The sequence below is a fragment of the Amycolatopsis sp. NBC_01488 genome (genome assembly GCF_036227105.1).
Taxonomy (GTDB): Bacteria; Actinomycetota; Actinomycetes; order Mycobacteriales; family Pseudonocardiaceae; genus Amycolatopsis.
The window spans coordinates 2,084,455-2,106,763 of sequence record NZ_CP109434.1; the positions used below are offsets into that span (position 1 = coordinate 2,084,455).

At 70.3% G+C, this 22,309-nt stretch carries 21 protein-coding genes and 2 tRNA genes; 12 read left to right on the forward strand and 11 right to left on the reverse strand.

The features are described 5' to 3' along the window. From OG738_RS44645 to hypB, 6 genes are read left to right on the forward strand one after another with little or no spacing between them, the layout of a single operon-like run. Positions 1-105 (forward strand): DUF6893 family small protein, encoded by a 105-nt coding sequence (locus OG738_RS44645; protein ID WP_442875881.1) that lies wholly within the window; start codon positions 1-3, stop codon positions 103-105. 5 nt (positions 106-110) lie between these two features. Beyond that, a complete protein-coding gene (locus OG738_RS10015; protein ID WP_329053073.1) occupies positions 111-383 on the forward strand; it encodes a HypC/HybG/HupF family hydrogenase formation chaperone in 273 nt (90 codons plus the stop codon). Between the two features lie 8 nt (positions 384-391). After that, positions 392-1,519: a hydrogenase formation protein HypD gene (gene hypD, locus OG738_RS10020; protein ID WP_329053075.1), complete on the forward strand. Its 1,128-nt coding sequence runs from the start codon at positions 392-394 to the stop codon at positions 1,517-1,519. Continuing rightward, positions 1,516-2,592, forward strand: coding sequence for a hydrogenase expression/formation protein HypE (hypE, locus tag OG738_RS10025; RefSeq protein ID WP_329053076.1), 1,077 nt, complete (start codon positions 1,516-1,518; stop codon positions 2,590-2,592). Before hypD ends, hypE begins: the two co-directional genes overlap by 4 nt. After that, entirely contained in the window at positions 2,593-2,931 is a 339-nt protein-coding gene (locus tag OG738_RS10030) for a hydrogenase maturation nickel metallochaperone HypA/HybF (RefSeq protein ID WP_329053078.1), read from the forward strand. After that, on the forward strand, positions 2,924-3,619 hold the full coding sequence (gene hypB, locus OG738_RS10035) for a hydrogenase nickel incorporation protein HypB (protein WP_329053079.1): 696 nt from the start codon (positions 2,924-2,926) through the stop codon (positions 3,617-3,619). Before OG738_RS10030 ends, hypB begins: the two co-directional genes overlap by 8 nt. Here hypB and hypF read toward each other — a convergent pair. Together hypF and OG738_RS10045 are read right to left on the reverse strand one after the other, a co-directional pair. Next, positions 3,552-5,726, reverse strand: coding sequence for a carbamoyltransferase HypF (gene hypF, locus OG738_RS10040; RefSeq protein ID WP_329053081.1), 2,175 nt, complete (start codon positions 5,724-5,726; stop codon positions 3,552-3,554). The genes hypB and hypF overlap by 68 nt on opposite strands. Before the next feature lie 4 nt (positions 5,727-5,730). Beyond that, positions 5,731-6,648 carry a LysR family transcriptional regulator gene (locus OG738_RS10045; RefSeq protein WP_329053083.1) on the reverse strand — a complete coding sequence of 306 codons (918 nt, stop codon included), beginning with the start codon at positions 6,646-6,648 and terminating at the stop codon, positions 5,731-5,733. An 86-nt stretch (positions 6,649-6,734) separates the two neighbouring features. Here OG738_RS10045 and OG738_RS10050 point away from each other — a divergent pair, with 86 nt between their 5' ends. From OG738_RS10050 to OG738_RS10060, 3 genes are all read left to right on the forward strand, one after another. Next, a complete protein-coding gene (locus tag OG738_RS10050) occupies positions 6,735-8,060 on the forward strand; it encodes an aspartate aminotransferase family protein (RefSeq protein WP_329053085.1) in 1,326 nt (441 codons plus the stop codon). Positions 8,061-8,132: 72 nt separating this feature from the next. Further along, positions 8,133-8,702, forward strand: a complete 570-nt coding sequence (locus OG738_RS10055; protein WP_329053086.1) for a hypothetical protein — start codon at positions 8,133-8,135, stop codon at positions 8,700-8,702. After that, positions 8,699-8,902: a DUF6186 family protein gene (locus OG738_RS10060; protein ID WP_329053087.1), complete on the forward strand. Its 204-nt coding sequence runs from the start codon at positions 8,699-8,701 to the stop codon at positions 8,900-8,902. The genes OG738_RS10055 and OG738_RS10060 overlap by 4 nt, the downstream gene beginning before the upstream one ends. Positions 8,903-8,957: 55 nt before the next feature. Here OG738_RS10060 and OG738_RS10065 read toward each other — a convergent pair whose 3' ends face one another. The 7 genes from OG738_RS10065 to OG738_RS10095 all read right to left on the reverse strand — a co-directional run bounded on the left by OG738_RS10065 (position 8,958) and on the right by OG738_RS10095 (position 16,863). Beyond that, positions 8,958-10,304 carry a cellulose binding domain-containing protein gene (locus OG738_RS10065; RefSeq protein ID WP_329053088.1) on the reverse strand — a complete coding sequence of 449 codons (1,347 nt, stop codon included), beginning with the start codon at positions 10,302-10,304 and terminating at the stop codon, positions 8,958-8,960. Further along, a complete protein-coding gene (locus OG738_RS10070) occupies positions 10,301-11,920 on the reverse strand; it encodes a glycosyl hydrolase family 18 protein (protein ID WP_329053090.1) in 1,620 nt (539 codons plus the stop codon). The genes OG738_RS10065 and OG738_RS10070 overlap by 4 nt, the downstream gene beginning before the upstream one ends. 291 nt (positions 11,921-12,211) lie before the next feature. Then, positions 12,212-12,285: transfer RNA gene (locus OG738_RS10075), tRNA-Arg, on the reverse strand. Between the two features lie 41 nt (positions 12,286-12,326). After that, positions 12,327-12,416: transfer RNA gene (locus tag OG738_RS10080), tRNA-Ser, on the reverse strand. Positions 12,417-12,481: 65 nt separating this feature from the next. After that, a complete protein-coding gene (locus OG738_RS10085; protein ID WP_329053091.1) occupies positions 12,482-14,197 on the reverse strand; it encodes a phosphatidylglycerol lysyltransferase domain-containing protein in 1,716 nt (571 codons plus the stop codon). A gap of 37 nt (positions 14,198-14,234) precedes the next feature. Next, positions 14,235-16,214 carry an acetoacetate--CoA ligase gene (locus OG738_RS10090; RefSeq protein WP_329053093.1) on the reverse strand — a complete coding sequence of 660 codons (1,980 nt, stop codon included), beginning with the start codon at positions 16,212-16,214 and terminating at the stop codon, positions 14,235-14,237. Positions 16,215-16,233: 19 nt separating this feature from the next. Beyond that, entirely contained in the window at positions 16,234-16,863 is a 630-nt protein-coding gene (locus OG738_RS10095) for a dienelactone hydrolase family protein (protein WP_329053095.1), read from the reverse strand. Positions 16,864-17,009: 146 nt separating this feature from the next. Between OG738_RS10095 and hisC the strand changes: the two genes are divergently transcribed. Then, on the forward strand, positions 17,010-18,074 hold the full coding sequence (gene hisC, locus OG738_RS10100) for a histidinol-phosphate transaminase (protein WP_329053097.1): 1,065 nt from the start codon (positions 17,010-17,012) through the stop codon (positions 18,072-18,074). Here the strand turns inward: hisC and OG738_RS10105 are convergent. After that, positions 18,055-18,828, reverse strand: a complete 774-nt coding sequence (locus OG738_RS10105; protein WP_329053098.1) for a sulfite exporter TauE/SafE family protein — start codon at positions 18,826-18,828, stop codon at positions 18,055-18,057. The two genes, hisC and OG738_RS10105, sit on opposite strands and share 20 nt — an antisense overlap. A 117-nt stretch (positions 18,829-18,945) precedes the next feature. On the opposite strand from OG738_RS10105, the gene OG738_RS10110 reads away from it, so the two are divergent. Then, positions 18,946-19,626 (forward strand): FadR/GntR family transcriptional regulator, encoded by a 681-nt coding sequence (locus OG738_RS10110; protein WP_329053100.1) that lies wholly within the window; start codon positions 18,946-18,948, stop codon positions 19,624-19,626. Positions 19,627-19,695: 69 nt separating this feature from the next. Further along, the gene (locus OG738_RS10115) at positions 19,696-21,189 is read left to right on the forward strand and encodes an adenylate/guanylate cyclase domain-containing protein (RefSeq protein WP_329053101.1); all 1,494 of its coding nucleotides are present in this window, start codon (positions 19,696-19,698) and stop codon (positions 21,187-21,189) included. Here the strand turns inward: OG738_RS10115 and OG738_RS10120 are convergent. Beyond that, positions 21,177-22,166, reverse strand: coding sequence for a beta-ketoacyl-ACP synthase III (locus OG738_RS10120; protein WP_329053102.1), 990 nt, complete (start codon positions 22,164-22,166; stop codon positions 21,177-21,179). The genes OG738_RS10115 and OG738_RS10120 overlap by 13 nt on opposite strands. Positions 22,167-22,309 lie beyond the last annotated feature (143 nt).

A 22,309-nucleotide genomic window follows, 5' to 3' on the forward strand; every position in this document is an offset into this window, starting at 1 on the left:
ATGAAGCGTCTGCTGTTCCTGGCCCTGCTGCTCGGCGGGGTGACCTGGCTCGCCAAGCGCGTCGAGCCCGACGTCCGGCGGTACCTCGAGATGAGCCGGATGTAACGGCCGTGTGCCTCGGGATCCCGGGCGAGATCATCGAAATCAGCGAGGAGCGACCGGACCTCGCGAAGGTGTCCGTGAGCGGTGTCAAGCGCACCATCAACATCGGCCTGCTGTCCGACGACCCGCCGGTGCCGGGTGAGTGGATCCTCATCCACGTCGGCTTCGCACTGTCCAAAATAGACGAAGACGAGGCCGCGGCCGCCCTCGACTTCCTCGAGAGCATCGGCAAGGCGTACGAGGACGAAATGGCCGCGTTGCTCGAATCCCGGATCGAATAGGAGTCGTCATGCGCTTCGTCGACGAGTTCCGCGACGCGGAGAAGGCGCGGGCGCTGTCCGCGAAGATCACGTCGCTGTGCGAGCCGGGCCGCCACTACAAGTTCATGGAGGTCTGCGGCGGGCACACGCACACCATCTACAAGCACGGCCTCGAGGACTACCTGCCCGAGAGCATCACGCTGGTGCACGGGCCGGGCTGCCCGGTGTGCGTGATCCCGATGGGCCGCATCGACGACGCCATCCACATCGCCCGGCAACCCGGCGTGCTCATGACGTCGTTCGGCGACATGATGCGCGTGCCCGGCTCCGGCGGGAACTTCTTCGACTCCAACGCCGAGGGCACGAACATCCGGATGGTCTACTCGCCGCTCGACTCGCTGAAGATCGCGCGGCAGCACCCGGACCTGCGGGTCGTGTTCATGGCCATCGGGTTCGAGACGACGACGCCGTCCACCGCGATGACGCTGCTGCGCGCGGCTGCCGAGGGCATCGAGAACTTCTCGGTGTTCGGCAACCACGTCACGATCATCCCGGCGATCAAGGCCATCCTCGACTCCCCCGACCTGCGGCTCGACGGCTTCATCGGTCCCGGGCACGTGTCCACGGTGATCGGCTGCCGGCCCTACGAGTTCATCGCGCGCGACTACGGCAAGCCCGTCGTCGTCGCCGGGTTCGAGCCGCTGGACATCCTGCAGTCGATCTACATGTTGATGGTCCAGCTGTCCTCCGGGCGATCGGAGGTCGAGAACCAGTACTCCCGGGTCGTGCCGTGGAACGGCAACGTCGTCGCGTTGAAGGCCATCAACGAGGTGATGGAGCTGCGGCCGTACTTCGAGTGGCGCGGCCTCGGGTTCATCACGCACTCGGCGATGGCGATCCGTGCGAAGTACGCGAAGTTCGACGCCGAGCGCATCTTCGAGATCCCCGGCCTGCGTGTCGCCGACCCGAAGGCGTGCCAGTGTGGCGAGGTGCTCAAGGGCGTGCTGAAGCCGTGGGAGTGCAAGGTGTTCGGCACCGCGTGCACGCCGGAGACGCCGATCGGGACGTGCATGGTCTCGCCCGAAGGCGCCTGCGCGGCGTACTACAACTTCGGCCGGTTCAGCCGGCAGCGCGTCCGGGAGGCGAGCCGCGCATGACCACCACCGAACGGGAGCAGCAGGTCCTCGACCGCATCGAGCGGGCCCGGCGCCGGCGCGCGAAGGTGCGTGAAGAGCGCATCACGCTGTCCCACGGCGCGGGCGGCAAGTCGACGCACACACTCATCGAGGCCGTGTTCCTCGACGCGTTCCGCAACCCGCTGCTGGAGCCGCTGGAGGACTCGGCGTCGTTGACCATCGGCGACGCCCGGCTCGCCCTGACCACGGACTCCTACGTCGTCTCGCCGCTGTTCTTCCCCGGCGGCAACATCGGCGACCTGGCGGTCAACGGCACGGTGAACGACCTCGCGGTGTCCGGCGCGCGGCCGCTCTACCTGACCGCGGGGTTCATCCTCGAAGAGGGCTTCCCGGTCGAGGACCTGCTGAAGATCGTCGACTCGATGAAGACGGCGGCTCTCCAAGCGGGCGTCCAGATCGTCACCGGCGACACGAAGGTCGTGCAGCGCGGCAAGGCCGACGGGGTCTACATCAACACCGCCGGGGTCGGGGTGCTCACGCGTACCGGGCTCGGCGTCGCCACCGTGAAGCCCGGAGACGCCGTCCTCGTCTCCGGGCCGATCGGGGACCACGGCGTCACGATCATGCTGGCCCGCGGCGAGCTGGACATCGACGCCGACCTGGCGTCCGACACCGCGCCGGTGCACGACCTGGTGGCCGGGCTGCTGGCCGCGGTCCCCGGCGTGCGCGCGATGCGCGACGCGACCCGCGGCGGCGTCGCGACGATCCTCAACGAGATCGCGAAGGCCGCGGAGGTCGCCGTGATCGTCGACGAGAAGGCCGTCCCGGTGCGCGAGGAGGTGCGCGGCGCGTCGGAACTGCTGGGCATCGACCCGCTGTACGTCGCGTGCGAAGGCCGGATCGTGGTCGTCGTCGACGGCGCGCAGGCTTCCGACGCGCTGGCCGCGTTGCGCGCCCACCCGCTCGGCGCGGACGCCGCGATGATCGGGCGCGTCGCCGACGACCCGCCGGGGATCGTGCTGCTGAACACGGCGTTCGGCGGCACCCGGATCGTGGACCTGCTGGTCGGGGACCCGCTGCCGAGGATCTGCTGAATGCACGAAATGGCGGTCACGCAGTCGGTCGTCGACGCGATCGTCGCCCGCCTCGGCGAGGCGGCGGTTTCGCGCGTCCGGCTGGAGATCGGCCGACTGTCCGGCGTGGTGCCGGACAGCGTCCGGTTCTGCTTCGACGTGCTGTGCGCGGGCACGTCCCTGGAAGGCGCGCGGCTCGAGATCGCCGAGCCGCCGGGCCGGGCGCGCTGCAACGACTGCGGCGAGGAGTTCGGCCTCGACGACTTCATCGTGTTGTGTCCCTGTGGCAGCGCCAACGCGTCGGTGCTGGCAGGGCGGGAACTGCGGATCGCGTCGGTGGAGGTCGTGAGCCATGTGTGACACCTGCGGCTGCTCGGATTCGGACGTCCGGATCACCGACCACACCCACACGGTGGTCATGGAGCAGGACATCCTGGCGAAGAACGACGAACTCGCGTCGCACAACCGGGAGCACCTGCGTGCGTCGGACGTCTTCGCGATCAACCTGATGAGCTCGCCCGGCGCCGGGAAGACGACGTTGCTGGAGCGGACGATCCGGGTACTGGGCATGCCGTGCGCGGTGATCGAGGGCGACCAGGAGACGCTCCTCGACGCGGAGCGCATCAAGGCCACCGGCGCGCCGGTCGTCCAGATCAACACCGGCGCCGGCTGCCACCTCGACGCGTCGATGCTGCACCGGGCGCTGCACTCGCTTTCCCCGGCTCCGGGTTCGACGCTCTTCGTCGAGAACGTCGGCAACCTGGTCTGCCCGGCGCTGTTCGACCTCGGCGAGGCGGCGAAGGTCGTGATCCTCTCGGTGACCGAAGGGCCGGGGAAGCCGCTGAAGTACCCGCACATGTTCGCCGCGACGGACCTGGTGCTGCTGAACAAGATCGACCTGCTGCCGTACGTCGACTTCGACGTCGCCGAGTTCGAGCGGGACACGCGGCGGGTGAACCCGTCGGCGACGATCCTGCCGATCAGCGCGACCCGCGGGGACGGGCTGGCCGAGTGGTACGACTGGCTACGGCGACCTGGCCGAAGCTGATCCCGCCGTCGTTGGTGGGCACCCGCCGGTGGGTCAGCACGCGAAAACCCTGGTGTTCCAGCTGTTCGACGGTCCGGTCGAGCAGCAGGACGTTCTGGAACACGCCCCCGGACAGCGCGACCGTGTCGCTGTGGTCGCGGAACCGGTCGCAAGTCCTGGCAATGGCGTCGGCGACGCCGTTGTGGAACCGCGCGGCTCTCTTCGGCTTGGTGCTGCGGTCGTCCAGGAGGGCGGCGATGAGGTCTTCACCGTGGACTTCCTCGTCGATGCGTGCCGAGTAGGCCGATTTCTCCGCGGGATCGGCCAGCTGCTCCAGCTCGATGGCGGCCTGCCCCTCGTAGGTGATGGTGTCCCGCACACCGAGCAGCGCGGCGGCGGCGTCGAAGAGCCGTCCGGCACTCGACGTCAACGGCGAGTTGAGCCCGCTGCGCTTGAGCTGGACGACGTCCGCCCGCGCGGGCCGCCCCAGTTCGTCCACATAGGACTCCGCCATCCGCCACGGCTGCCGGATGGCCATCACGCCACCGGGCATGGCGACGGCGCGCAGGTGACTCAGCCGCCGGTAGCCCGTCAGGTCGGCGAGGAGGAACTCGCCGCCCCAGATGGTCCCGTCGGGCCCGTAGCCGGTGCCGTCGAAGGCGACGCCGAGGACGGGCCCATCTTCACCGTTGTCGGCGAGACAGGCGGCGATGTGGGCGTGGTGGTGCTGGACGCCCAGCAGCTCGACGTCCTGCTCCAGGGCGTATTTCGTGGACAGGTACTCGGGGTGCAGGTCGTGCGCGATCAGCACGGGGTCGACGGCGAAGAGGCGTTTGAAGTGCTCGATGCCCTCGGTGAAGGACTTGAGCGTTTCGTAGTTCTCGAGGTCGCCGATGTGGTGCGAGACGAAGGCGTGGCGCCCCTTCGCAAGGCAGAAGGTGTTCTTGAGTTCGGCGCCGCAGCCGAGGAGGTGTTTCTTCGTTTCGAGCCGCACGGGCTCGGGCGCGTAGCCACGTGAACGCCGTTGCAGCTGTGCCGTCCCGCGGACGATCCGCACGACGGAGTCATCGGTCCGCGTGTGGATCGGCCGGTCGTGGGTGAGGAAGGCGTCGGCGATGTCCTGGAGCCGGCCGAGGTCTTCGTCGCGGTAGACGATGGGTTCGTCGGAGACGTTGGCGCTGGTCAGGACGATGGGCCCGGTCTGCGCCAGGAGCAGGTGGTGCAGCGGGGTGTAGGGCAGCATGAGCCCGATCCGCCGATTCCCGGGCGCGACGGCTTCGGCGAGTTCGGCCCGTTTCGGGAGCAGCACGATGGGCCGCTGCCGTCCTGCCAGGACACGCGCGGCCTCCGCATCGACGTCGGCCAGCTCCCGGGCCTGCCCCAGATCGGCGACCATGACGGCGAAGGGCTTGTCCTCGCGGTGCTTCCGCGCCCGCAGCCTCCGGGCGGCGTCTTCATGCCGCGCACCGACGGCGAGGTGGTATCCCCCAAGCCCTTTGATCGCGACGACTTTCCCCTCGCGCAGGGCTTCGACGGTCGCCCCGATCGCGTCCCCGCCGCCGGGCCGGAACTCGAGGGTGGGCCCACAGGCGGGACAGCAGACGGGCTGGGCGTGAAACCGCCGGTCGGCCGGATCTTCGTACTCCTGCTTGCATTCGCCGCACATCGCGAACCCGGCCATGGTGGTGAGCGGCCGGTCGTAGGGAACCCCGACAACGATGGTGAACCGCGGACCGCAATTGGTGCAGTTGACGAAGGGGTACCGGAACCGCCGGTCGGCGGGGTCGCGCAGCTCCCGCAGGCAGTCGTCACAGGTGGCGGAGTCGGCGGAGATCAGCGTGTCGGCGGCCCCGGTGTTCGAGCTGGCAACGATCCGGAACCCCCGATCCCCGACCGACCGAATTTCCCGCATCTCAACCCGCTCAACCACCGCCAGCGGCGGCGCGTGGGCTTCGATCGCCTTGGCGAAGGCTTCGATCTGGGCCATAGGGCCTTCGGCCTCGACGAAGACGCCATGGACGTCGTTACCGACGAACCCGGCCAAGCCGAGTCGAAGCGCGAGCTGGTGGACGAAGGGCCGGAACCCGACGCCCTGCACGATCCCGTCGACCGTGATCGCCACCCGCACGCGCTCAGTCTGCGCTGCCTTCCGCCCATCCGGCCAGCGCAGGCAGGTCCGGCTGCTGCCGCAGGGCTTCGAGGACCACGTTCACCCCCGCCCGGAGCGGCGTTCCCCGGCGCACCACCGCCGCGATCGTGCGGGTCACCGGCGTCGCCAGCTCGCGCGTCGTCACCCGATACCGGCGGTCCACCGCGAGCCCCGGGAGCAGCGCGATCGACAATCCCGCCTCGACGTGCTGCAACGTCATCAAATAATTGCTGAACCGGCACACCACCCGCGGCTCGAAGCCCGACTCGCGGCACAGGCGCAGCGTCAGGTTCGCCATGTACGACTGCGGCATGTCCAGTGCCCACGGTTCGTCCGCGTACGCCGACAAGTCCGCCGGGCCGCGCGGGCCCTCCGAAGACGAGACCAGCACGATCGGGTCCGCCGCCAGCGGGACGATGTCGAGGTCCGCGCCCAGGGGTAGTGCGACGAAGTCGGTCGTCGTGATGATCACGTCTGCGTCGCCGCCGCGCAGGGCCGGGATGCTCTCGTGCGGCTCCAGCTCCAGGAGCTCGACCTCCAGGTGCGGGTACGCGCCCGCGAGCGCGGTCACCGCCGGGACCGCCATCGTGTGGATCGCGCTCTGGAACGCGCCCAGCCGGACCTGGCCGACCGGTTCCTCGCCGAGGCTGCGCAGCTCCGCCTCGACCGTGTCCATGTGGTCGAGGATCGCCCGCGCGCGCCGGGCCAGCATCAGTCCCGCCGGCGTCAACCGCACCCGGCGGCCGGTGCGTTCCAGCAGCTGGGTGCGGGTTTCCGCCTCGAGCACGGCCAGCTGCTGCGACACGCTCGACGCGCTCAGGTTCGCGTCCTGCGCCACCGCGCGGACCGTCCCCAGCGTGTCGAGCCGGCTCAACAGCCGCAGGCGCCACGGGTTCAGCATCACCCCATTCTTGTGCGGATGATCCGAACAAGAAAGTCGGAATTGTGAGATGGACGTGTTGCTCGGCGGCACCTTACCGTCGAAGCATGGCTGCTCCGACCTCCGAAACCACCGCGGAAGCGTTCTGGACTGACGCCGACAAGCACCTCGTGCGCTACGGCGGCGCGTTCACCCGCGAAATCATCGACCACGCCGAAGGCAGCTTCGTCTTCACCGAAGACGGCCGCCGCATCCTCGACTTCACCTCCGGCCAGATGAGCGCGATCCTCGGGCACTCGCACCCCGAGATCGTCGACACCGTCCAGCGGCAGGTCGCGAAGCTCGACCACCTGTTCAGCGGCATGCTGAGCCGCCCGGTCGTCGACCTGGCGCGCCGCCTCGCCGATACGCTCCCGGCGCCGCTCGAGAAGGCGCTCCTCCTGACCACCGGCGCGGAGTCCAACGAAGCCGCCATCCGGATGGCCAAGCTCGTCACGGGCAAGCACGAGATCGTCTCGTTCGCCCGGTCGTGGCACGGCATGACGCACGCCGCGGCGAGCGCGACCTACAGCGCCGGCCGCAAGGGGTACGGGCCCGCCGCGCCCGGCAACTTCGCCATCCCGGCGCCCAACGCGTACCGGCCGGACTTCACCGACGCCGACGGCGAGCTCGACTGGCGGCGCCAGCTCGACTTCGGCTTCGACCTGATCGACGCGCAGTCGGTCGGCAGCCTGGCCGCGTGCATCGTCGAGCCGATCCTCAGCTCCGGTGGCATCATCGAGCCGCCACCCGGCTACTTCGCCGCGCTGCGGGAGAAATGCCGTGAACGCGGCATGCTGCTGATCCTCGACGAAGCCCAGACCGGGCTCTGCCGCACCGGGAGCTGGTACGCGTTCGAGCGCGACGGCGTCGTCCCGGACATCCTGACGCTGTCGAAGACGCTCGGCGCCGGCCTGCCCCTCGCGGCGGTGCTGACCAGCGCCGAGATCGAGCAGGAAGCGCACGAGCGCGGGTTCCTGTTCTTCACCACGCACGTCGCGGACCCGCTGCCCGCGGCCGTCGGGAACACCGTCCTGGACGTGCTGCAGCGTGACCGCCTCGACGAACGCGCGCTCCAGCTCGGTTCGTTGCTGCGCCACGGGCTCGAGCGGATCGCCCACCGCCACGACGTCGTCGGCGACATCCGCGGCCGCGGGCTGCTGGCCGGGCTGGAACTGGTCGTCGACCGCGAGACCAAGCGCAGCTCCGACGAGCTGAGCGCGCGCGTGACGCGGCGCTGCCTCGAGCTCGGGCTGCACATGAACATCGTGCAGCTGCCCGGAATGGGCGGTGTGTTCCGGATCGCGCCGCCGCTGACCGCGACCGAAGAGGAGCTGTCGCTGGGCCTGTCGATCCTGGACGAGGCGATCGGGGACGCCGTCAAGACGCTCTGACGGCGGAATCCGCTGGCCGGATGCGACGTTCTTTGTTAGCAATGACAAGGACCTGTCGCGAAGGAGCTTGCCATGGCTCTCGGCCTTCCCAGTCGCTCGCTCACCGTCGACCTGCCGGTCATCGCGCTCACCCTCGCGGCGATCGCGCACTGGATCCGCGGCGCGCCCGCGGACGCGCTGATCTTCCTCGCCGTCACGCTGGTCCTCCTGATCACCGAACGGCCGCGCGAGGAGATCGCGGACCTCGGGGAGCCGTTCCGGGTGCCCGGCTTCGCAGTGGTCGCGGCCGGGCTGCTGGTGCTGGCGTTCGGTCGCGACAGCGTCCCGGTGGCGGTTGCGATCTCGGCGATCGGCCTGGTCGCGCTGTTCGCGGAGTGGCGCGACCCGTCGCTGCCGGCGGACCGCCCGGTGCCGCCCCGCGCGTGGCTGTGGTCGGCGGTGGCGCTCTCGTGGTGCGGCTGGGAGCTGCTGTCGTTCGTCTACGAGCAGGCGGCGGGCGGCCTGTCCCTGACCCACCCGACGATGAGCGACCTGGTCGACCCACTGCTGACGAGCCGCATCGTCCAGGCACTGGCGATCACGGGCTGGCTGGCGGCCGGCCTGGCCATGCTGCGCGCGGCGGCCACGGCGAGGCGGTCATGAGCACCCGCGTCATCACGGAACTGGGCTTCGTCCTGATCGTCCTGACGGCGATCGGCTTCGGGGTGGCGAGCCACGTGTGGCCGAAGCGGATCCCGAAGCTGACGAGCGTCCTGGCGGTGGTGATGCGCCGGCGGAGCGCGCGGATCGCGTTCGTGCTGGCCTGGTGGTGGGTCGGCTGGCACTTCTTCGTGGGGCACTGAAAAGGCCTCCTTGCCGGCCCGGGGAGCCGGCAAGGAGGCCTCGTTCACGACGACGTCAGAAGCCCGCCGTCACCTTCGTGAAGTCCCAGTCGTTCTGCGCGATCCCGCTGCACGCCGACTGCACGCCGCCGCCGGGGCAGCCGCGGTCGCGGTTGACCGACCAGAACGCCAGGCGGCCGAGCTTGTTCGACTTGGCCCAGTTCGTGATCTGGGTCCACGTCGAAAGATCCGTCAGCTCCTGCTGGTCGGACAGCCCGTTCATGCCCGAGATGCCCAGGTGGCTGTACGCCGTGGCGTCGCTCCAGCCGAACGTCGACTTCAGCTTGTCGCGCAAGCCGTTCGCCGCGTTCACCGTGCTCTGGTACATGTTCGAACCGCCGCCGAAGTCGAACGGCATGATCGTGTACACGTCCACGCCGGCGCCCAGTGCCTTCGACTGGTCGATGAGCCGGTTGCCGTAGTAGTTCGGGCCGGTCGTCGACGTGCCGAACGTCAGGATCGTCCGCACGCCCGGGTTGTTCTGCTTGACGATCTTCAGCGCGCCCAGGATCCGGTCCTGCACGGCCTCGTTCTCGAACTCGTCGGAGTTCTCGATGTCGATGTCGATCGCCTTCAGCCCGTACGCATTGATCACCTGCTGGTAGGCACCGGCCAACGCGGTCGGCGTCGAGCAGTTCGGGCCCAGCTTGTTCCCGCTCCAGCCGCCGAACGACGGGACGACCTGGCCGCCCGCCGCCTTGATCTGCGCGATCGCGGTGGCGTCCGCGCTGCCGGAAAGCGGACGGCTGCTGTCCCACGCCGGGTTGCAGCCACCGGAGGCGTTGATGAACGCCATGGTGAACCACTTGACGCCGGTCGCGTTCATCACCGTCTGCGGGTTCGGCGGGCTGCCCCAGCCCAGGTACAGGTACGGCGCGCCGGTGCCGCCCGCCGGGGGCGGCGGGGTGGTCGTGGGTGGGGGCGTCGTGGTCGGCGGTGTCGTCGTGGGGGGTGTGCCCCCGGCGGTGCACGAACCCCCGTTCAGCTTGCAGTTCGACGGCGCGACGTACGAACCCGAGTACGCCACGTTGAAGCCGAAGCTGGCGGTCGAGCCGTTGCCGAGGTTGCCGTTCCACGTGTTCTTCACCGTGACGTGCTGGCCGGACGCCGTGTAGCTGCCGTCCCACAGGGAAGAGATCTTCGCGCCGCTCGGGAGGTCGAATTCGACGGTCCACGAAGGGAGCGTCGAACCGGAGCCGTTGGCGATCGTGTACTTGCCCTCGTACCCGGTGCCCCAGTCGGAGCCCTTGGTGAAGGTCGCGGACACGCCTCCCGCCGCGCTCGCCGGGGCGATCACGAACATCGCGCCGATCGTGGCGGCCGCGGCCGCCAGGCCGAGTGCGGGCAACCACCGGCGCGTCACGACAGGCCGTTCTTCATCGCGGTGATGAGCTCGCCGCCCGTGGTGTCGCCGGTCAGCTCCCAGAAGAAGGCGCCGCCGAGACCCTGCTGCTTGGCGTAGGACATCTTCCCGCCGATGGTCGCCGGGGTGTCGTAGCTCCACCAGTTGCTGCCGCACTTCGCGTACGCGGTGCCGGCGACCGTGCCGGTCGACGGGCAGGTGTTCTTCAGGACCTTGTAGTCCTCGATGCCCTGCTCGTAGGTGCCGGGCGCCGGACCGGTCGCGGTGCCACCCGGGGTGGACTGCGTGACGCCGGTCCAGCCGCGGCCGTAGAACCCGATGCCCAGCAACAGCTTGCTTGACGGAACGCCCTTGCTCTTCAGCTTCTGGATCGCGGCGTCGGAGTAGAAGCCGGCGGTCGGAATGCCGGAGTACGACGTCAGCGGAGAGTGCGGAGCCGTCGGGCCCTGCGCCGCCCAGGCGCCGAAGTAGTCGTAGGACATCACGTTGTACCAGTCGACGTACTGCGCGGCGCCGCCGTAGTCGGCGACGTCGAGCTTGCCGCCGTTGCTGCCGTCGGCCGTGATCGCCGAGGTGATCAGGAACGACGAGCCGAACTTCGAGCGCAGCGCGCCCATCAGGTTCTTGTAGGCCGCGGCACCGCTGGTGTCACAGGAGAGCCCGCACGCGTTGGGGTACTCCCAGTCGATGTCGATGCCGTCCCAGATGTCGGCCCAGCGCGGGTCCTTCAGCAGGTTGTAGCAGGACTGCGCGAACGCGGCGGCGTTCTGCGACGCCTGGCCGAAGCCGCCGGAGTAGGTCCAGCCGCCGAACGACCAGATCACCTTGAGGCCCGGGTGCAGCTTCTTCAGCTTGCGCAGCTGGTTGAAGTTGCCGGCCACCGGCTGGTCCCAGGTGTCGGCGACGCCGTCGACGCTGCCCGCGGCGTCGTAGGTCTTCTGGTAGTCGGCGTACGGGTCGTCGTTCGCCGTGCACTGGCCGTTCGTCACGTTGCCGAACGCGTAGTTGATGTGCGTCAGCTTGCTCGCCGAGCCCGACGTCTCGATGTTCTTGACGTGGTAGTTGCGCCCGTAGACGCCCCACTGCACGAAGTAGCCGACGTTCTTCAGGCCACCCGGCGGAGGCGGGGTGGTCGTCGGGGGCGTGGTCGGGGTGGTGGGGGTGGTGGTCGGCTGCGTCGGGGTCGTCGGCGTGGTGGTCGGCGTCCCGCCGCCGGCGTCGCAGGAGCCGCCGTTCAGCTTGCAGTTCGACGGCGCGGCGTAGGTGCCGGAGTAGCTGACGTTGAAGCCGAAGCTGGCGGTCGAGCCGTTGCCGACGTTGCCGTTCCAGCTGTTCTTGACGGTGACGTGCTGGCCGGCCGCGGTGTAGCTGCCGTCCCACAGGGACGCGATCTTCGCGCCGGACGGGAGGTCGAACTCGACCGTCCAGGCGGCCAGCGTCGAGCCGGAGCCGTTGCTGATCGTGTACTTGCCTTCGTAGCCGGTGCCCCAGTCGGAACCCTTGGTGAAACTGGCGCCGACGCCGCCGGCGGCGCTGGCGGGCACGGTCACGAGACCGACCGCGAGCGCGCCGACCGCGGTGAACAGACCGAGCAGGTGCCATCTCTTTCTGGACATCGCTCTCCCTTGAGCCAGGTACGGGGACGGCGGCACCACCAGGCGGGGACCAGGGCGGTTTGCGCCGTTTGCGAAGACAGTACGTGGTCCAGACCAATTAGGGAAGCACGAGTACGGAGAGTGCGCGACGGTGGGTGACCAGCTGAGACGTTGGCGTGTTCAGTGGTCCAGTCCAGTTACGCACTGCAGCCGAAGCCGCGGACGAGCGGACGCTGCCGGTTTCGGGCGGTGACGGGAAAAAGAAAGAAGCCCCCTCGCGAGAGGGGGCTTCTTTGCTGTCTCAACCAGACGTGCGCCCGAAGGGATTCGAACCCCTGACCTTCTGATCCGTAGTCAGATGCTCTATCCAGCTGAGCTACGGGCGCGTGTTCAGTTGTAACCTAGCACCCGGCGAACCGGGCGCCAGCGGAGGCTCCGGGATTTGAACCCGGGAGGGGGGGTTACCCCCAACCGCATTAGCAGTGCGGCGCCATAGACCAGACTAGGCGAAGCCTCCTGGGCCCAACGACCACTGCTCAGATAGGTTACACACCTCCCGAGCACCCCCGAACGGCACCCCCCTCACGCCCTGCGCAGCAGCCTGAGCAGGCGCGGGGAGCGTCCGCCGAGGCCTTCCGCCTCGAACGTCGCGATGCCGACGCGGGGTAGCTCGCGCACTCCCGGGTACACCAAGTACCGGGGCACCCAGCGCGGCTGGAACTTCGCGTTGAACTTGTACAGCGTCTCGATCTGGATCCAGCGCGAGAAGAAGTGCAGGACCTTCGCCGCCGTCTTGGCGACCGGGCCCGCGCCGATGCGCTGGCCCTGTTCCATCAACGCGCGGAACGCCGCGAAGTTCAGGGACACCTGCGAAACGCCGTGGCGGCGCGCGGCCAGCAGGAGCTCCGAAATCATCAGCTCGTTGACGCCGTTGTCGGCGGTCCGGTCGCGGCGCATGACGTCCAGGGAAAGGCCCGTCGAGCCCCACGGCACGAACTGGAGCACGCCGCGCACCCGGCCGCCCTGCTCGGCCGTCACCAGTACCGAACCCGCGTCGCCCATGCGACCCAGCGCCATCGAGAACCCGCGCTCGGTTTCCGTGCCGCGCCAGTTCGCCGCCAGGACCTCCAGCTCGGCCAGCTCACCGGGACGCAGGTCCTCCGCCCGCCGCACCAGCACCTTGTAGCCCGCGCGCTTCGTGCGCGCCACGGCCTGGCGAACGCCGCGCATCACGCGTCCGTCCAAGGTGAACCCGTCGACGTCGACCACCGCTTCGTCGCCGATCTCCAGTACCTCCAGGCCGAACCGGGCCCAGACCGTCGCGCCGAGCTCCGAGACGCCCATCGCCGCCGGGACCCAGCCGTTGCGGCGGCAGACCTCCAGGTACTCCTCGATCGCGCCCGGCCACGCCTCGTGGTCGCCGAGCGGGTCGGCCGAGCACAGCGCGACCCCGGCGATCACGCGATAGGTCACCGCGGCCTTGCCCGTCCGGGAGAACACCGCGAACTTGTCCCGCCGCAGCGCGAAGTAGCCCAGCGAGTCACGCTCGCCGTGCTCGTCGAGGAGCTTGCGCAGGCGGGTGACCTCGTCGTCGGACAGCCGGGGCGCCGGCTCGGCCGAGCGCAGCAGGAAGTACGCCGACACGAGCACCGCGGCGAGGCCGAACAGCAGGCCGACGGCCGCGGTCATGTCCTCCAGCCACATCTGGTGGAACACCGCGGCCCCGCTGACGCCGACCAGCGCGAGCGCGGACTCGGCCAGCCGGTCCGGGAAGCTCATCGGCTCCAGCACCGCGCGGGACGCCACGGACAGCAGGATGACGTTGATCACCAGCCCGGCCAGCGCCAGCTGCAGGAAGACGCGCACCGCGCGCCAGCGGCCGACCACCGGGTCCGGCTTCGCGACGAAGTAGCGCCGGCTCGCGATCAGGCCGACCAGCAGCACGACGGACACCATCCCGGCGCCGAACACGTGCCGGAGCCCGATGTGCGACACCGTGAGCAGCACCGTCGCGCCGATCGCCAGCTGCCAGGCCCGGCGCTTGCGGCGCCGCAGGCCCGCGGCCAGCAGCAGGAGCAGCACGCCCGTGACCAGCGCGACGGTCGCGGCCGCGACGGTCGCCTCCTGCGGCAGCTCCAGCCACTCCGACATGTGCCCACGCAGGTTCCGCCGCCCGGCCGGCACCAGGACCGCCACGAGCGTCATCAGTCCCGCCAGCCGGGTCACCCACGTGATCAACCCCACCGTGGTGGCCCCCGCCACCCGCCAGGTGGTCTGCGCGCGTGTCCCCGTCACCACCTGTGCAACCCGTTGTGGACGATCATGCTTCCCCCATCTACCCCCCGGCGAGCTCCACGAACGGCGTCAGTGCCGCCGGGTTCGCCAGCGCGTCGCGGCTGACGGCCCGGTCAGGAGCCACACCGGCCAGGATCTTCTTCACCGGTACCTCACACTTCTTACCGTTCAAGGTACGAGGAATCTCCTGAACCACCACGAACCGATCGGGTACATGCCTCGGTGACAGCGCGCTACGGAGTTCCTTCCGCAGCGTCGGCTCGATCTCCGCCAACCGGGTGCCCGCCGCGAGCACGACGAAACAGATCAGCTGCCCGTCCTCGTTCCCGGCCGCCGAGGTGTCCACGACCAGGGAGTCCGCGATCTCGTCGTAGCCCTCGACGATCCGGTAGAACTCCGCCGTGCCCATCCGGACGCCGCCGCGGTTGAGCGTCGAATCGCTGCGGCCGTAGATCACCGCCGAGCCGCGGTTCGTGATGCGGATCCAGTCGCCGTGCCGCCACAGACCCGGGTACATCTCGAAGTAGGCCTCACGCAGGCGCGAGCCGTCCGCGTCGTTCCAGAAGAACACCGGCATCGACGGCATCGGCTTCGTGATCACCAGTTCGCCGACCTCCTCGACGACGGCGTTGCCCGCCTCGTCGAACGCGTTGACGGCGGCGCCGAGCGCCGGGCAGGACAGCTCCCCCAGCCACACCGGCACGTCGGGTGCGGACGCGACGAACGCCGCGCACAGGTCGGTGCCGCCGGAGACCGAGCAGATCTGGACCCGCGACCCGACCTCGTTCACGATCCACCGGAAGCCCTCGACGCTCAGCGGCGCCCCGGTCGAACCCAGCGCGCGCAACGCGGTCAGGTCGTACCGCTCGGCCGGCTTGATGCCCTTCTTGAGGCAGTTCTGGATGAACGGCGCCGACGTCCCGAAGTACGTGACGCGGTGCTGCTCGGCCAGATGCCAGAGCGCGTTGAGGTCCGGGTACCCGGGGCTGCCGTCGTAGAGCACGATCGTGGTGCCGACGAGCAGGCCGGAGATGAGGAAGTTCCACATCATCCAGCCGGTGGTGCTGAACCAGAAGAACCGGTCGCCCGGCCCGAGGTCGGTCTGCAGCGCGAGGGCCTTGAGGTGCTCCAGCGTGATGCCGCCGTGGCCGTGCACGATGCCCTTCGGCAGGCCGGTGGTGCCGGAGGAATAGAGCACCCACAGCGGGTGCGCGAACTCGACCGGCTCGAACAGCAGGGTCGCGCCCTCGTGCTTCGCGAGCAGCTCGGCCCAGTCGAGCGCGCCGTCCATGCGCCCTTCGCCGACGTACTGGACGAGCACGGTCGCGGCGAGCGACGGCAGCTTCGCCTGCAGGTCGGCGATCGTCGTCCGGACGTCGAACTGGCGGCCGTTGTACGCGTACGCGTTGACGGCGAACAGCACCTTCGGCTCGACCTGCACGAAGCGGTCCGCGACCGCGCGGACGCCGAAGTCCGGCGAGCACGACGACCAGATCGCCCCGATGCTCGCCGCGGCGAGGAACGCGACCAGCGTCTGGGGGCAGTTCGGGGCCAGCGCGACGACGCGGTCGCCCTTGCCGACGCCGAGTTCCAGGAAGGCCGCCCGGGCCGCGGCGACCTGCGCGCGAAGCTCGCCGTACGTGAGGTGGTCGGCGAAGCCGTCTTCGCGGTGGAAGATCACCGCGGTCTCGTCGTCGCCTTTCGTGGCGCCCGCGACGCCGGGAGTGAGCGCGTGCTCCGCGTAGTTCAGCGTGGCGCCTTCGAACCAGACAGCGTCCGGCATCTCGCCGGAGAGCACCTCGCCGGGCTGGTCGTGCCAGCGGACGCCGAGGAAGTCCGCGACCGCCGTCCAGAACTCCGGGACGCGCTCCACGGAGAACTCCCAGAGCGAGCGGTAGTCGTCCACCTCGACGCCGCGCTCGGCACGCAGCCACTGGCGGAAGGCTTCGATCTTGGTGTCGGCAACGTGGCTCGGCTCAGGGCGCCAGAGCACTTCGGGGGCGTCGGCGGTGTGCGTCACGGCACGAGCGTAATCCCGCTCAGCGCAGGTGGGCGTCGAACCAGTTCAGGGTGCGCTGCCACGCCTCGGCGGCCGCGCCGGGGTCGGCGTCGAAGCGGTGGTTCGCGCCCGGGTAGTGGACGACGTTGGTGGCGACCTTCGCCGACGCGGCGGCGTCGCGCAGCCGCTCGACCTCGGCGCCGCCCGCCTCGTCGCCGGCGTCGCCGTACATGCCGAGCCACGGGCTGGTGAGCTTCCCGGCGATCTCGACCAGCGCGGGCAGTTCGGCGGTCTGCTGCCCGCCGACGCTGACGGCGGCGCCGAGCCGGCGGTGCGACGCGACGACGAGGGCCGCGGTGCCGCCAAGGTCGAAGCCCATGACGCCGAGCAGGTCGGCCTGGACGCCGCGGTCGACCAGCCAGGCGAGTGTGATGTCCGTCGCGTCGAGCAGGTCCTGCTGCGTCAGCTCGGCGTTTTCGAGGTGCGGGGTGACGGTCAGCCAGCCCTCGAGCGCGAGGCTGGCGAGCAGGAGCTTGACGCCGTCGGTGACCCCGTCCGCCTCGTGCAGGACCACCAAACCGCCGCGTAGCGACCCTTCGGGCTCCGAAAAGGTCAGGCGCAGGGCACGGCCGTCGGTGCGCTGGTAGTCCACGGTGCTGGTCGACGTCATACGTCACTCAATCACTTCGAGGTGAACGGAAGGAACCCAGTCTCGCAGGTCTCCCGGTCACCTACCGCCTGAAGGGAGTCGCGGGGCGGCGGCCGGAAAAGATACGGTGACCGGGTCGTCCCGTTCAAGTGCCAGGAGCGCCGAAGATGCCGTCCGTGTCCCCCCGCGCCGATCTCGAATCGTTGCCGAAATACATCCCCGGCCGGACGATCGAAGGCGCCATCAAGCTGGCGAGCAACGAGGTGCCGGGTGGCGCCCTGCCGAGCGTCGCGCGGGCGATCGCCGAGGCCGCGGCGGGCATCAACCGTTACCCGGACACCGGCTCGCAGGCGCTGCGCGAGCGGCTGGCGCGCGAGCTGGACGTCCCGGTGGAGCGCGTCGCGATCGGCTGCGGCTCGGTGTCGCTGTGCCAGCAGACGATCCAGGCGGCGTGCGCCCCGGGCGACGAGGTGCTCTTCGGCTGGCGGTCGTTCGAGGCCTACCCGATCGTGACGCAGGTGGCGCACGCGAAGCCGGTCCTGGTCCCGATCACCGAGGGCCAGGAACTCGACCTCGACGCGATGCTCGCGGCGATCACCGACCGCACGCGCGTCGTCTTCGTCTGCAACCCCAACAACCCGACCGGCACGGCGGTGCGGCGCGCGGAGCTGGAGCGGTTCCTCGACGCGGTCCCGGAGCACGTGCTGGTGGTGCTGGACGAGGCGTACAAGGAGTTCGTCACCGACGCCGAGGTGCCGGACGGCGTCGAGTACACGCGGACCCGCTCGAACGTCATGGTGCTGCGCACGTTCTCGAAGGCGTACGGGCTCGCGGGGCTGCGGGTCGGTTACGCCGTCGCGCCGGAGCCGATCGCGGACGCGCTTCGCCAGGTGTACGTCGCCTTCTCGGTGAACATGCTGGCCCAGGTCGCCGCGCTGGCGTCGCTCGACGCGGCCGACGAGCTGCTCGAGCGGTGCAAGGAGATCGTCGCCGAACGCGGGCGGGTGCGCGACGCGCTGCTCGAGGCCGGCTACCGGGTGCCCGAGACGCAGGCGAACTTCGTCTGGCTGCCCTTGGGGGATCAGGCCGTGCCGTTCGCCGAGCACGCGCTGGACCGCAAGCTGGTGGTGCGCCCGTTCGCCGGCGACGGCGTCCGCGTGACGATCGGGACCCGCGACGAGAACGACCTCTTCCTGGCCGCGGCGCGGGAGTTCACTTCGCGAACTGCTTGACGACCAGCTGGACGACGGCAGCAACACCGATCACCACGATCACGCCGCGCAGCACCGCCGGCGGCAGCTTCCGGCCGATCTTCGCGCCGAGGAAGCCGCCGGCGGTCGACCCGACGGCCAGCCAGAGCACGACGGGCCAGCTGATCGGCGCGACGAACGCGTAGATCACCCCGGCGACGACGTTGACGACGGCGGCGAGGACGTTCTTGACGCCGTTGAGCTTCTGCAGCGGTTCGGACAGCAGCATGCCCATGACCGCCATCAGCATCACGCCCTGCGCGGCGGTGAAGTAGCCGCCGTAGATGCCGATGAGGAAGATGAAGAACATCAGCAGCGGGCCGGCTTTGTGCTCTTCGCCGTTCTCTTCGCGGCGCTTCGCGACCCACTTCGACACCCTCGGCTGCACGATCACGAGGATCACGGCCATGCCCACGAGCACCGGGACGACGGCTTCGAAGGCGTCCTTCGGCAACGACAGCAGCAGGATGGTGCCCCCGATGGCGCCGAGGAACGACGCGACGGCGAACTTCGCGAGCTGCGGCCAGTATCCGGTGAGCTCGTGCCGATAACCCCAGGCACCGCTGAGGGTCCCGGGCGCGAGACCGATGGCGTTGGAGGTCGTCGCGGTCACGGGCGGAAAGCCGAGCGCGACGAGCACGGGGAAGGTGACGAGCGTCCCCGACCCGACGACGGCGTTGATGGTCCCCGCCCAGATCCCGGCGACGACGACGATCACCGCGTGCCACCACGTCATGAAGCACTCACGTGCGGAGCCTAAGCATCCGGGCGTGGGGCCGCGATGCGGAGGGCCGCAGATGTGGCAGGCGAGACAGTCACCGGCGACGGTTTCCGGAGCTGAGAGGATGGAAGCGTGGACACCGAGCAGGTCTGGAGCGCGACCGTCGATCGGCTGCGGGCCCTGATCGACTCCGGGAAGCTGCCGCCGGGTTCGCGGCTGCCCGCCGAACGCGTGCTGTGCGAAGACCTCGGCATCAGCCGCGGGTCGCTGCGGCAGGCGCTGCGCGTGCTCGACTCGATCGGCTACGTCCGGATCCGGGCCGGCTCCGGGACCTACGTCCGCGAGCAGCAGGAACAGCCCCTGCGCACCTGGTTCACCGAACACGACCAGCTCGTCGAGAAGCTCTTCGACCTGCGCGCGACCGTCGAGCCGACCCTCGCCGAGCGGCTCGCGCGGCAGGCGAGCGCGAAGACCGTGAGCCGGCTCGAGGACAACGTCGCCGAGATGGCCAAGGCCGCCGAGGACGGGGACATGCTGCACGTCATCGCCGCCGACGCCGAGTTCCACCGGGTCATCGCGCAGAACGCGGGCAACGACGACGTCGCCGGGCTGCTGCGGTCCGTGCTCGCCCTGGTCGGCGAGGAGCGGCGGGCGGCGCTGCGGCTGCCCGGCCAGATCCGCAAGGCCGTCGACGACCACCGCGCCATCCTCGACGCCATCCGCCGGTCCGACCCGGCCGCCGCCCGCGAGCTGACCCTCAAGCACCTCGTGGACGCCAAGACCTACGCGCACGACTTCGCCGCGCGCCAGTGACCGGTTCGGGCACCACGATCCGGGGCACGGCGGTCTGACGCGGGCGTTTCCGGCCGTACGATCGACGCCGTGCGCAAGATCGGCAACTTCCGGGTGGTGTTGCGCACCAGCCTGGGTTTCGCCGGGCTGGGCATCGGCTCCAGCGTCGCCGGGTCCGGGGTCGTCGCGCTGCTCCTGCTGTTCCAGGGCCTGCCCGGCGACGTCGGCGACCGCGGGTGGGTGCTCGGCCTGACCGCCGCCGGGATCGTCGCCGTCTCGCTGCTCGCCGGGACGCTGTGGACGGCGTGGCTGCAGCGCCGCACGGCCATCTGGTTCGTGCTCGGCCGTCCGCCGTCGGAGAGCGAAGCCCGGCGCGCGCTGCGGCTGCCGGTCGACATGGCCGTGGTCAGCGGGACGCTCTGGCTCATCGGCACCGTCGTCCTCAGCGTGCTGGCCGGCGTGCTCGGGTCCGGCGAGGACGCCGTCGGCATGGCCACCGTGATCGGGCTCGGCGGCCTCACCACCGTCGGGCTCACCTACCTCGCCGCCGAGTGGGTGGCGCGGCCGGTGATGACGATCGCGCTGGACGTCCTGCCGCCGCGCGGGTCGCTGCCGGTCACCGTGCTGACCCGGCTCGTCGTCACCTGGGCGCTGGCCAGCGGCGTGCCGTTCGTCGGCGTCCTGCTCATCGCCACCCCGCCGGACCTCGGGTCGGGCAACCACACGGCGAGCCTGATCATGCTCTCGGTGATCGGCCTCGGCGTCGGCGCGATCGGCACCGCCCTGCTGGCCAGGGCCGTCGCGGCGCCGCTGCACCGGCTGCGCGTGGCCCTCGACCGGATCGCGCGCGGCGACAACGACGTCACGGTCGACGTCGACGACTCCAGCAAGATCGGCCTGCTCCAGACGTCGGTCAACCAGCTCGCGGCCGGCCTGCGCGAGCAGGCGCGGATGCGGGACCTCTTCGGCAGGCACGTCGGCGCCGACGTCGCCCGGCACGCGCTGGAGTACGGCGCGTCCCTGTCCGGCGACGTCCGCGAGGTCACGGCGTTGTTCGTCGATGTCGTCGACTCGACCGCGCTGGCCTACCGCACCCCGCCGGAGGAGCTGGTCGGGAAGCTGAACCGGCTGTTCGCCGCCGTCGTCTCCGCGGTGAACGCGCGCGGGGGCCTGGTCAACAAGTTCCAGGGCGACGCCGCGCTGTGCATCTTCGGCGCCCCGACCCGGCTCTCGGACGCGCCGACGGCCGCGCTCGCCGCGGCCCGCGCGATCCGGGACGAGGTGTGCGCGGACGGCGAGCTCGACCTCGGCATCGGCGTCTCGAGCGGACCGGTGTTCGCCGGCCAGCTCGGCGCCAGCAGCCGGCTCGAGTACACCGTGATCGGCGACGCGGTCAACGAGGCCGCGCGGCTGACCGAGCTGGCCAAGGCGGTGCCCTCACGGATCCTCGCCAGCGACGCCGTCGTCTCGGTGGCGCTGCCGAGCGAAGCGGCGTACTGGGAGAAGCACGGCGAGCTGGAGCTGCGCGGGCGCCAGGAGGCGACGCCGACCTGGACGGCCGGCCCGGAACCTCAGGACAGCTGACCCAGATCCGGCCAGCGCAGCACCGTCGAACCCCAGGTCAGGCCCGCGCCGAACGCGCTGAGCAGCACGCGGTGGCCGGGCGCGAGGGTGCCGTCGGCCCGGGCGTCGGCCAGGGCGAGCGGGATGGACGCCGCGCTGGTGTTGCCGACGCGGTCGATGTTCGCGACGACGGCGTCGGCCGGCATGCCGAGCTGCTTCGCCGTCGCCTGGAGGATCCGGATGTTCGCCTGGTGGCCGACGAAGCGGTCGACGTCACCGACCATCCAGCCCGCGCGCTCCAGCACGGTCCGCGACGACTCGGCCATCCGCGCGCAGGCGTGCCGGAAGACGGCGGTGCCCTGCATCGCGAGGAACCGGTCGCTCGGCTGGTCGGACAGCCGCCGCCGCGCGCCACCGGCCTCGACCCACAGCAGGTCGGCCAGGTCGCCCTCGCTGTGCAGGTCGAACGGCCCGAACGCACCCGGCTCGTCGGGTTCGCCCGCCCGCAGGAGGACGGCGCCCGCGCCGTCGCCGAAGATCGGGACGGTCGTGCGGTCTTCGGGGTCGATGAGCGTGGTGAAGGTGTCGGCACCGATCACGAGCACACGCTCGGCGAGGCCGCCCGCGAGGAAGCCGGCCGCGGTGGCCAGCGCGTAGACGAACCCGCTGCAGACGGCGTTGACGTCGAAGGCCGCGGCCGTGCCGAGCCCCAGGCGGGCCGCGACCTGCGGTGCGCTAGCCGGGCAGGGCTGGTCGGGCGTCGACGTGGCGAGGACGACGACGTCGGCGGAGGCACCCGCGAGGGCTTCGCGGCCCGCTCCGACTGCGAGGTCCACAGTGGACTCGTCGGGCCCCGCGACGCGGCGTTCGCGGATGCCGGTACGGGTCCGGATCCACTCGTCCGTGGTGTCGAGCCGGGCGGCGATCTCGTGGTTGTCCAGGACTTTCGTCGGCAACCACGAGCCGAGGCCGGTCAGCACGGCGGCAGGTGCGGGCACGGGAGAGCCTCCCCACGCCGGCGGGTCGGCGAGGGAACCGGCTGGTCTTCCACTTGTATGGGCTACCCCCTGGTAGACCGGTGAGTTGTGTTCCAGGTCACGGAAAAAGTTGTTTCACTTTCCCGGTGGACGGAGTAGTGAGC

Excerpts from the sequence above, each read along its gene's own strand:
- OG738_RS44645 (WP_442875881.1), top strand. The coding sequence starts at position 1 with ATGAAGCGTCTGCTGTTCCTGGCCCTGCTGCTCGGCGGGGTGACCTGG.
- hypD (WP_329053075.1), top strand. The coding sequence starts at position 392 with ATGCGCTTCGTCGACGAGTTCCGCGACGCGGAGAAGGCGCGGGCGCTG.
- hypE (WP_329053076.1), top strand. The coding sequence starts at position 1,516 with ATGACCACCACCGAACGGGAGCAGCAGGTCCTCGACCGCATCGAGCGG.
- OG738_RS10030 (WP_329053078.1), top strand. The coding sequence starts at position 2,593 with ATGCACGAAATGGCGGTCACGCAGTCGGTCGTCGACGCGATCGTCGCC.
- hypB (WP_329053079.1), top strand. The coding sequence starts at position 2,924 with ATGTGTGACACCTGCGGCTGCTCGGATTCGGACGTCCGGATCACCGAC.
- OG738_RS10045 (WP_329053083.1), bottom strand. The coding sequence starts at position 6,648 with ATGCTGAACCCGTGGCGCCTGCGGCTGTTGAGCCGGCTCGACACGCTG.
- OG738_RS10050 (WP_329053085.1), top strand. The coding sequence starts at position 6,735 with ATGGCTGCTCCGACCTCCGAAACCACCGCGGAAGCGTTCTGGACTGAC.
- OG738_RS10055 (WP_329053086.1), top strand. The coding sequence starts at position 8,133 with ATGGCTCTCGGCCTTCCCAGTCGCTCGCTCACCGTCGACCTGCCGGTC.
- OG738_RS10060 (WP_329053087.1), top strand. The coding sequence starts at position 8,699 with ATGAGCACCCGCGTCATCACGGAACTGGGCTTCGTCCTGATCGTCCTG.
- OG738_RS10070 (WP_329053090.1), bottom strand. The coding sequence starts at position 11,920 with ATGTCCAGAAAGAGATGGCACCTGCTCGGTCTGTTCACCGCGGTCGGC.
- OG738_RS10095 (WP_329053095.1), bottom strand. The coding sequence starts at position 16,863 with ATGACGTCGACCAGCACCGTGGACTACCAGCGCACCGACGGCCGTGCC.
- hisC (WP_329053097.1), top strand. The coding sequence starts at position 17,010 with ATGCCGTCCGTGTCCCCCCGCGCCGATCTCGAATCGTTGCCGAAATAC.
- OG738_RS10105 (WP_329053098.1), bottom strand. The coding sequence starts at position 18,828 with ATGACGTGGTGGCACGCGGTGATCGTCGTCGTCGCCGGGATCTGGGCG.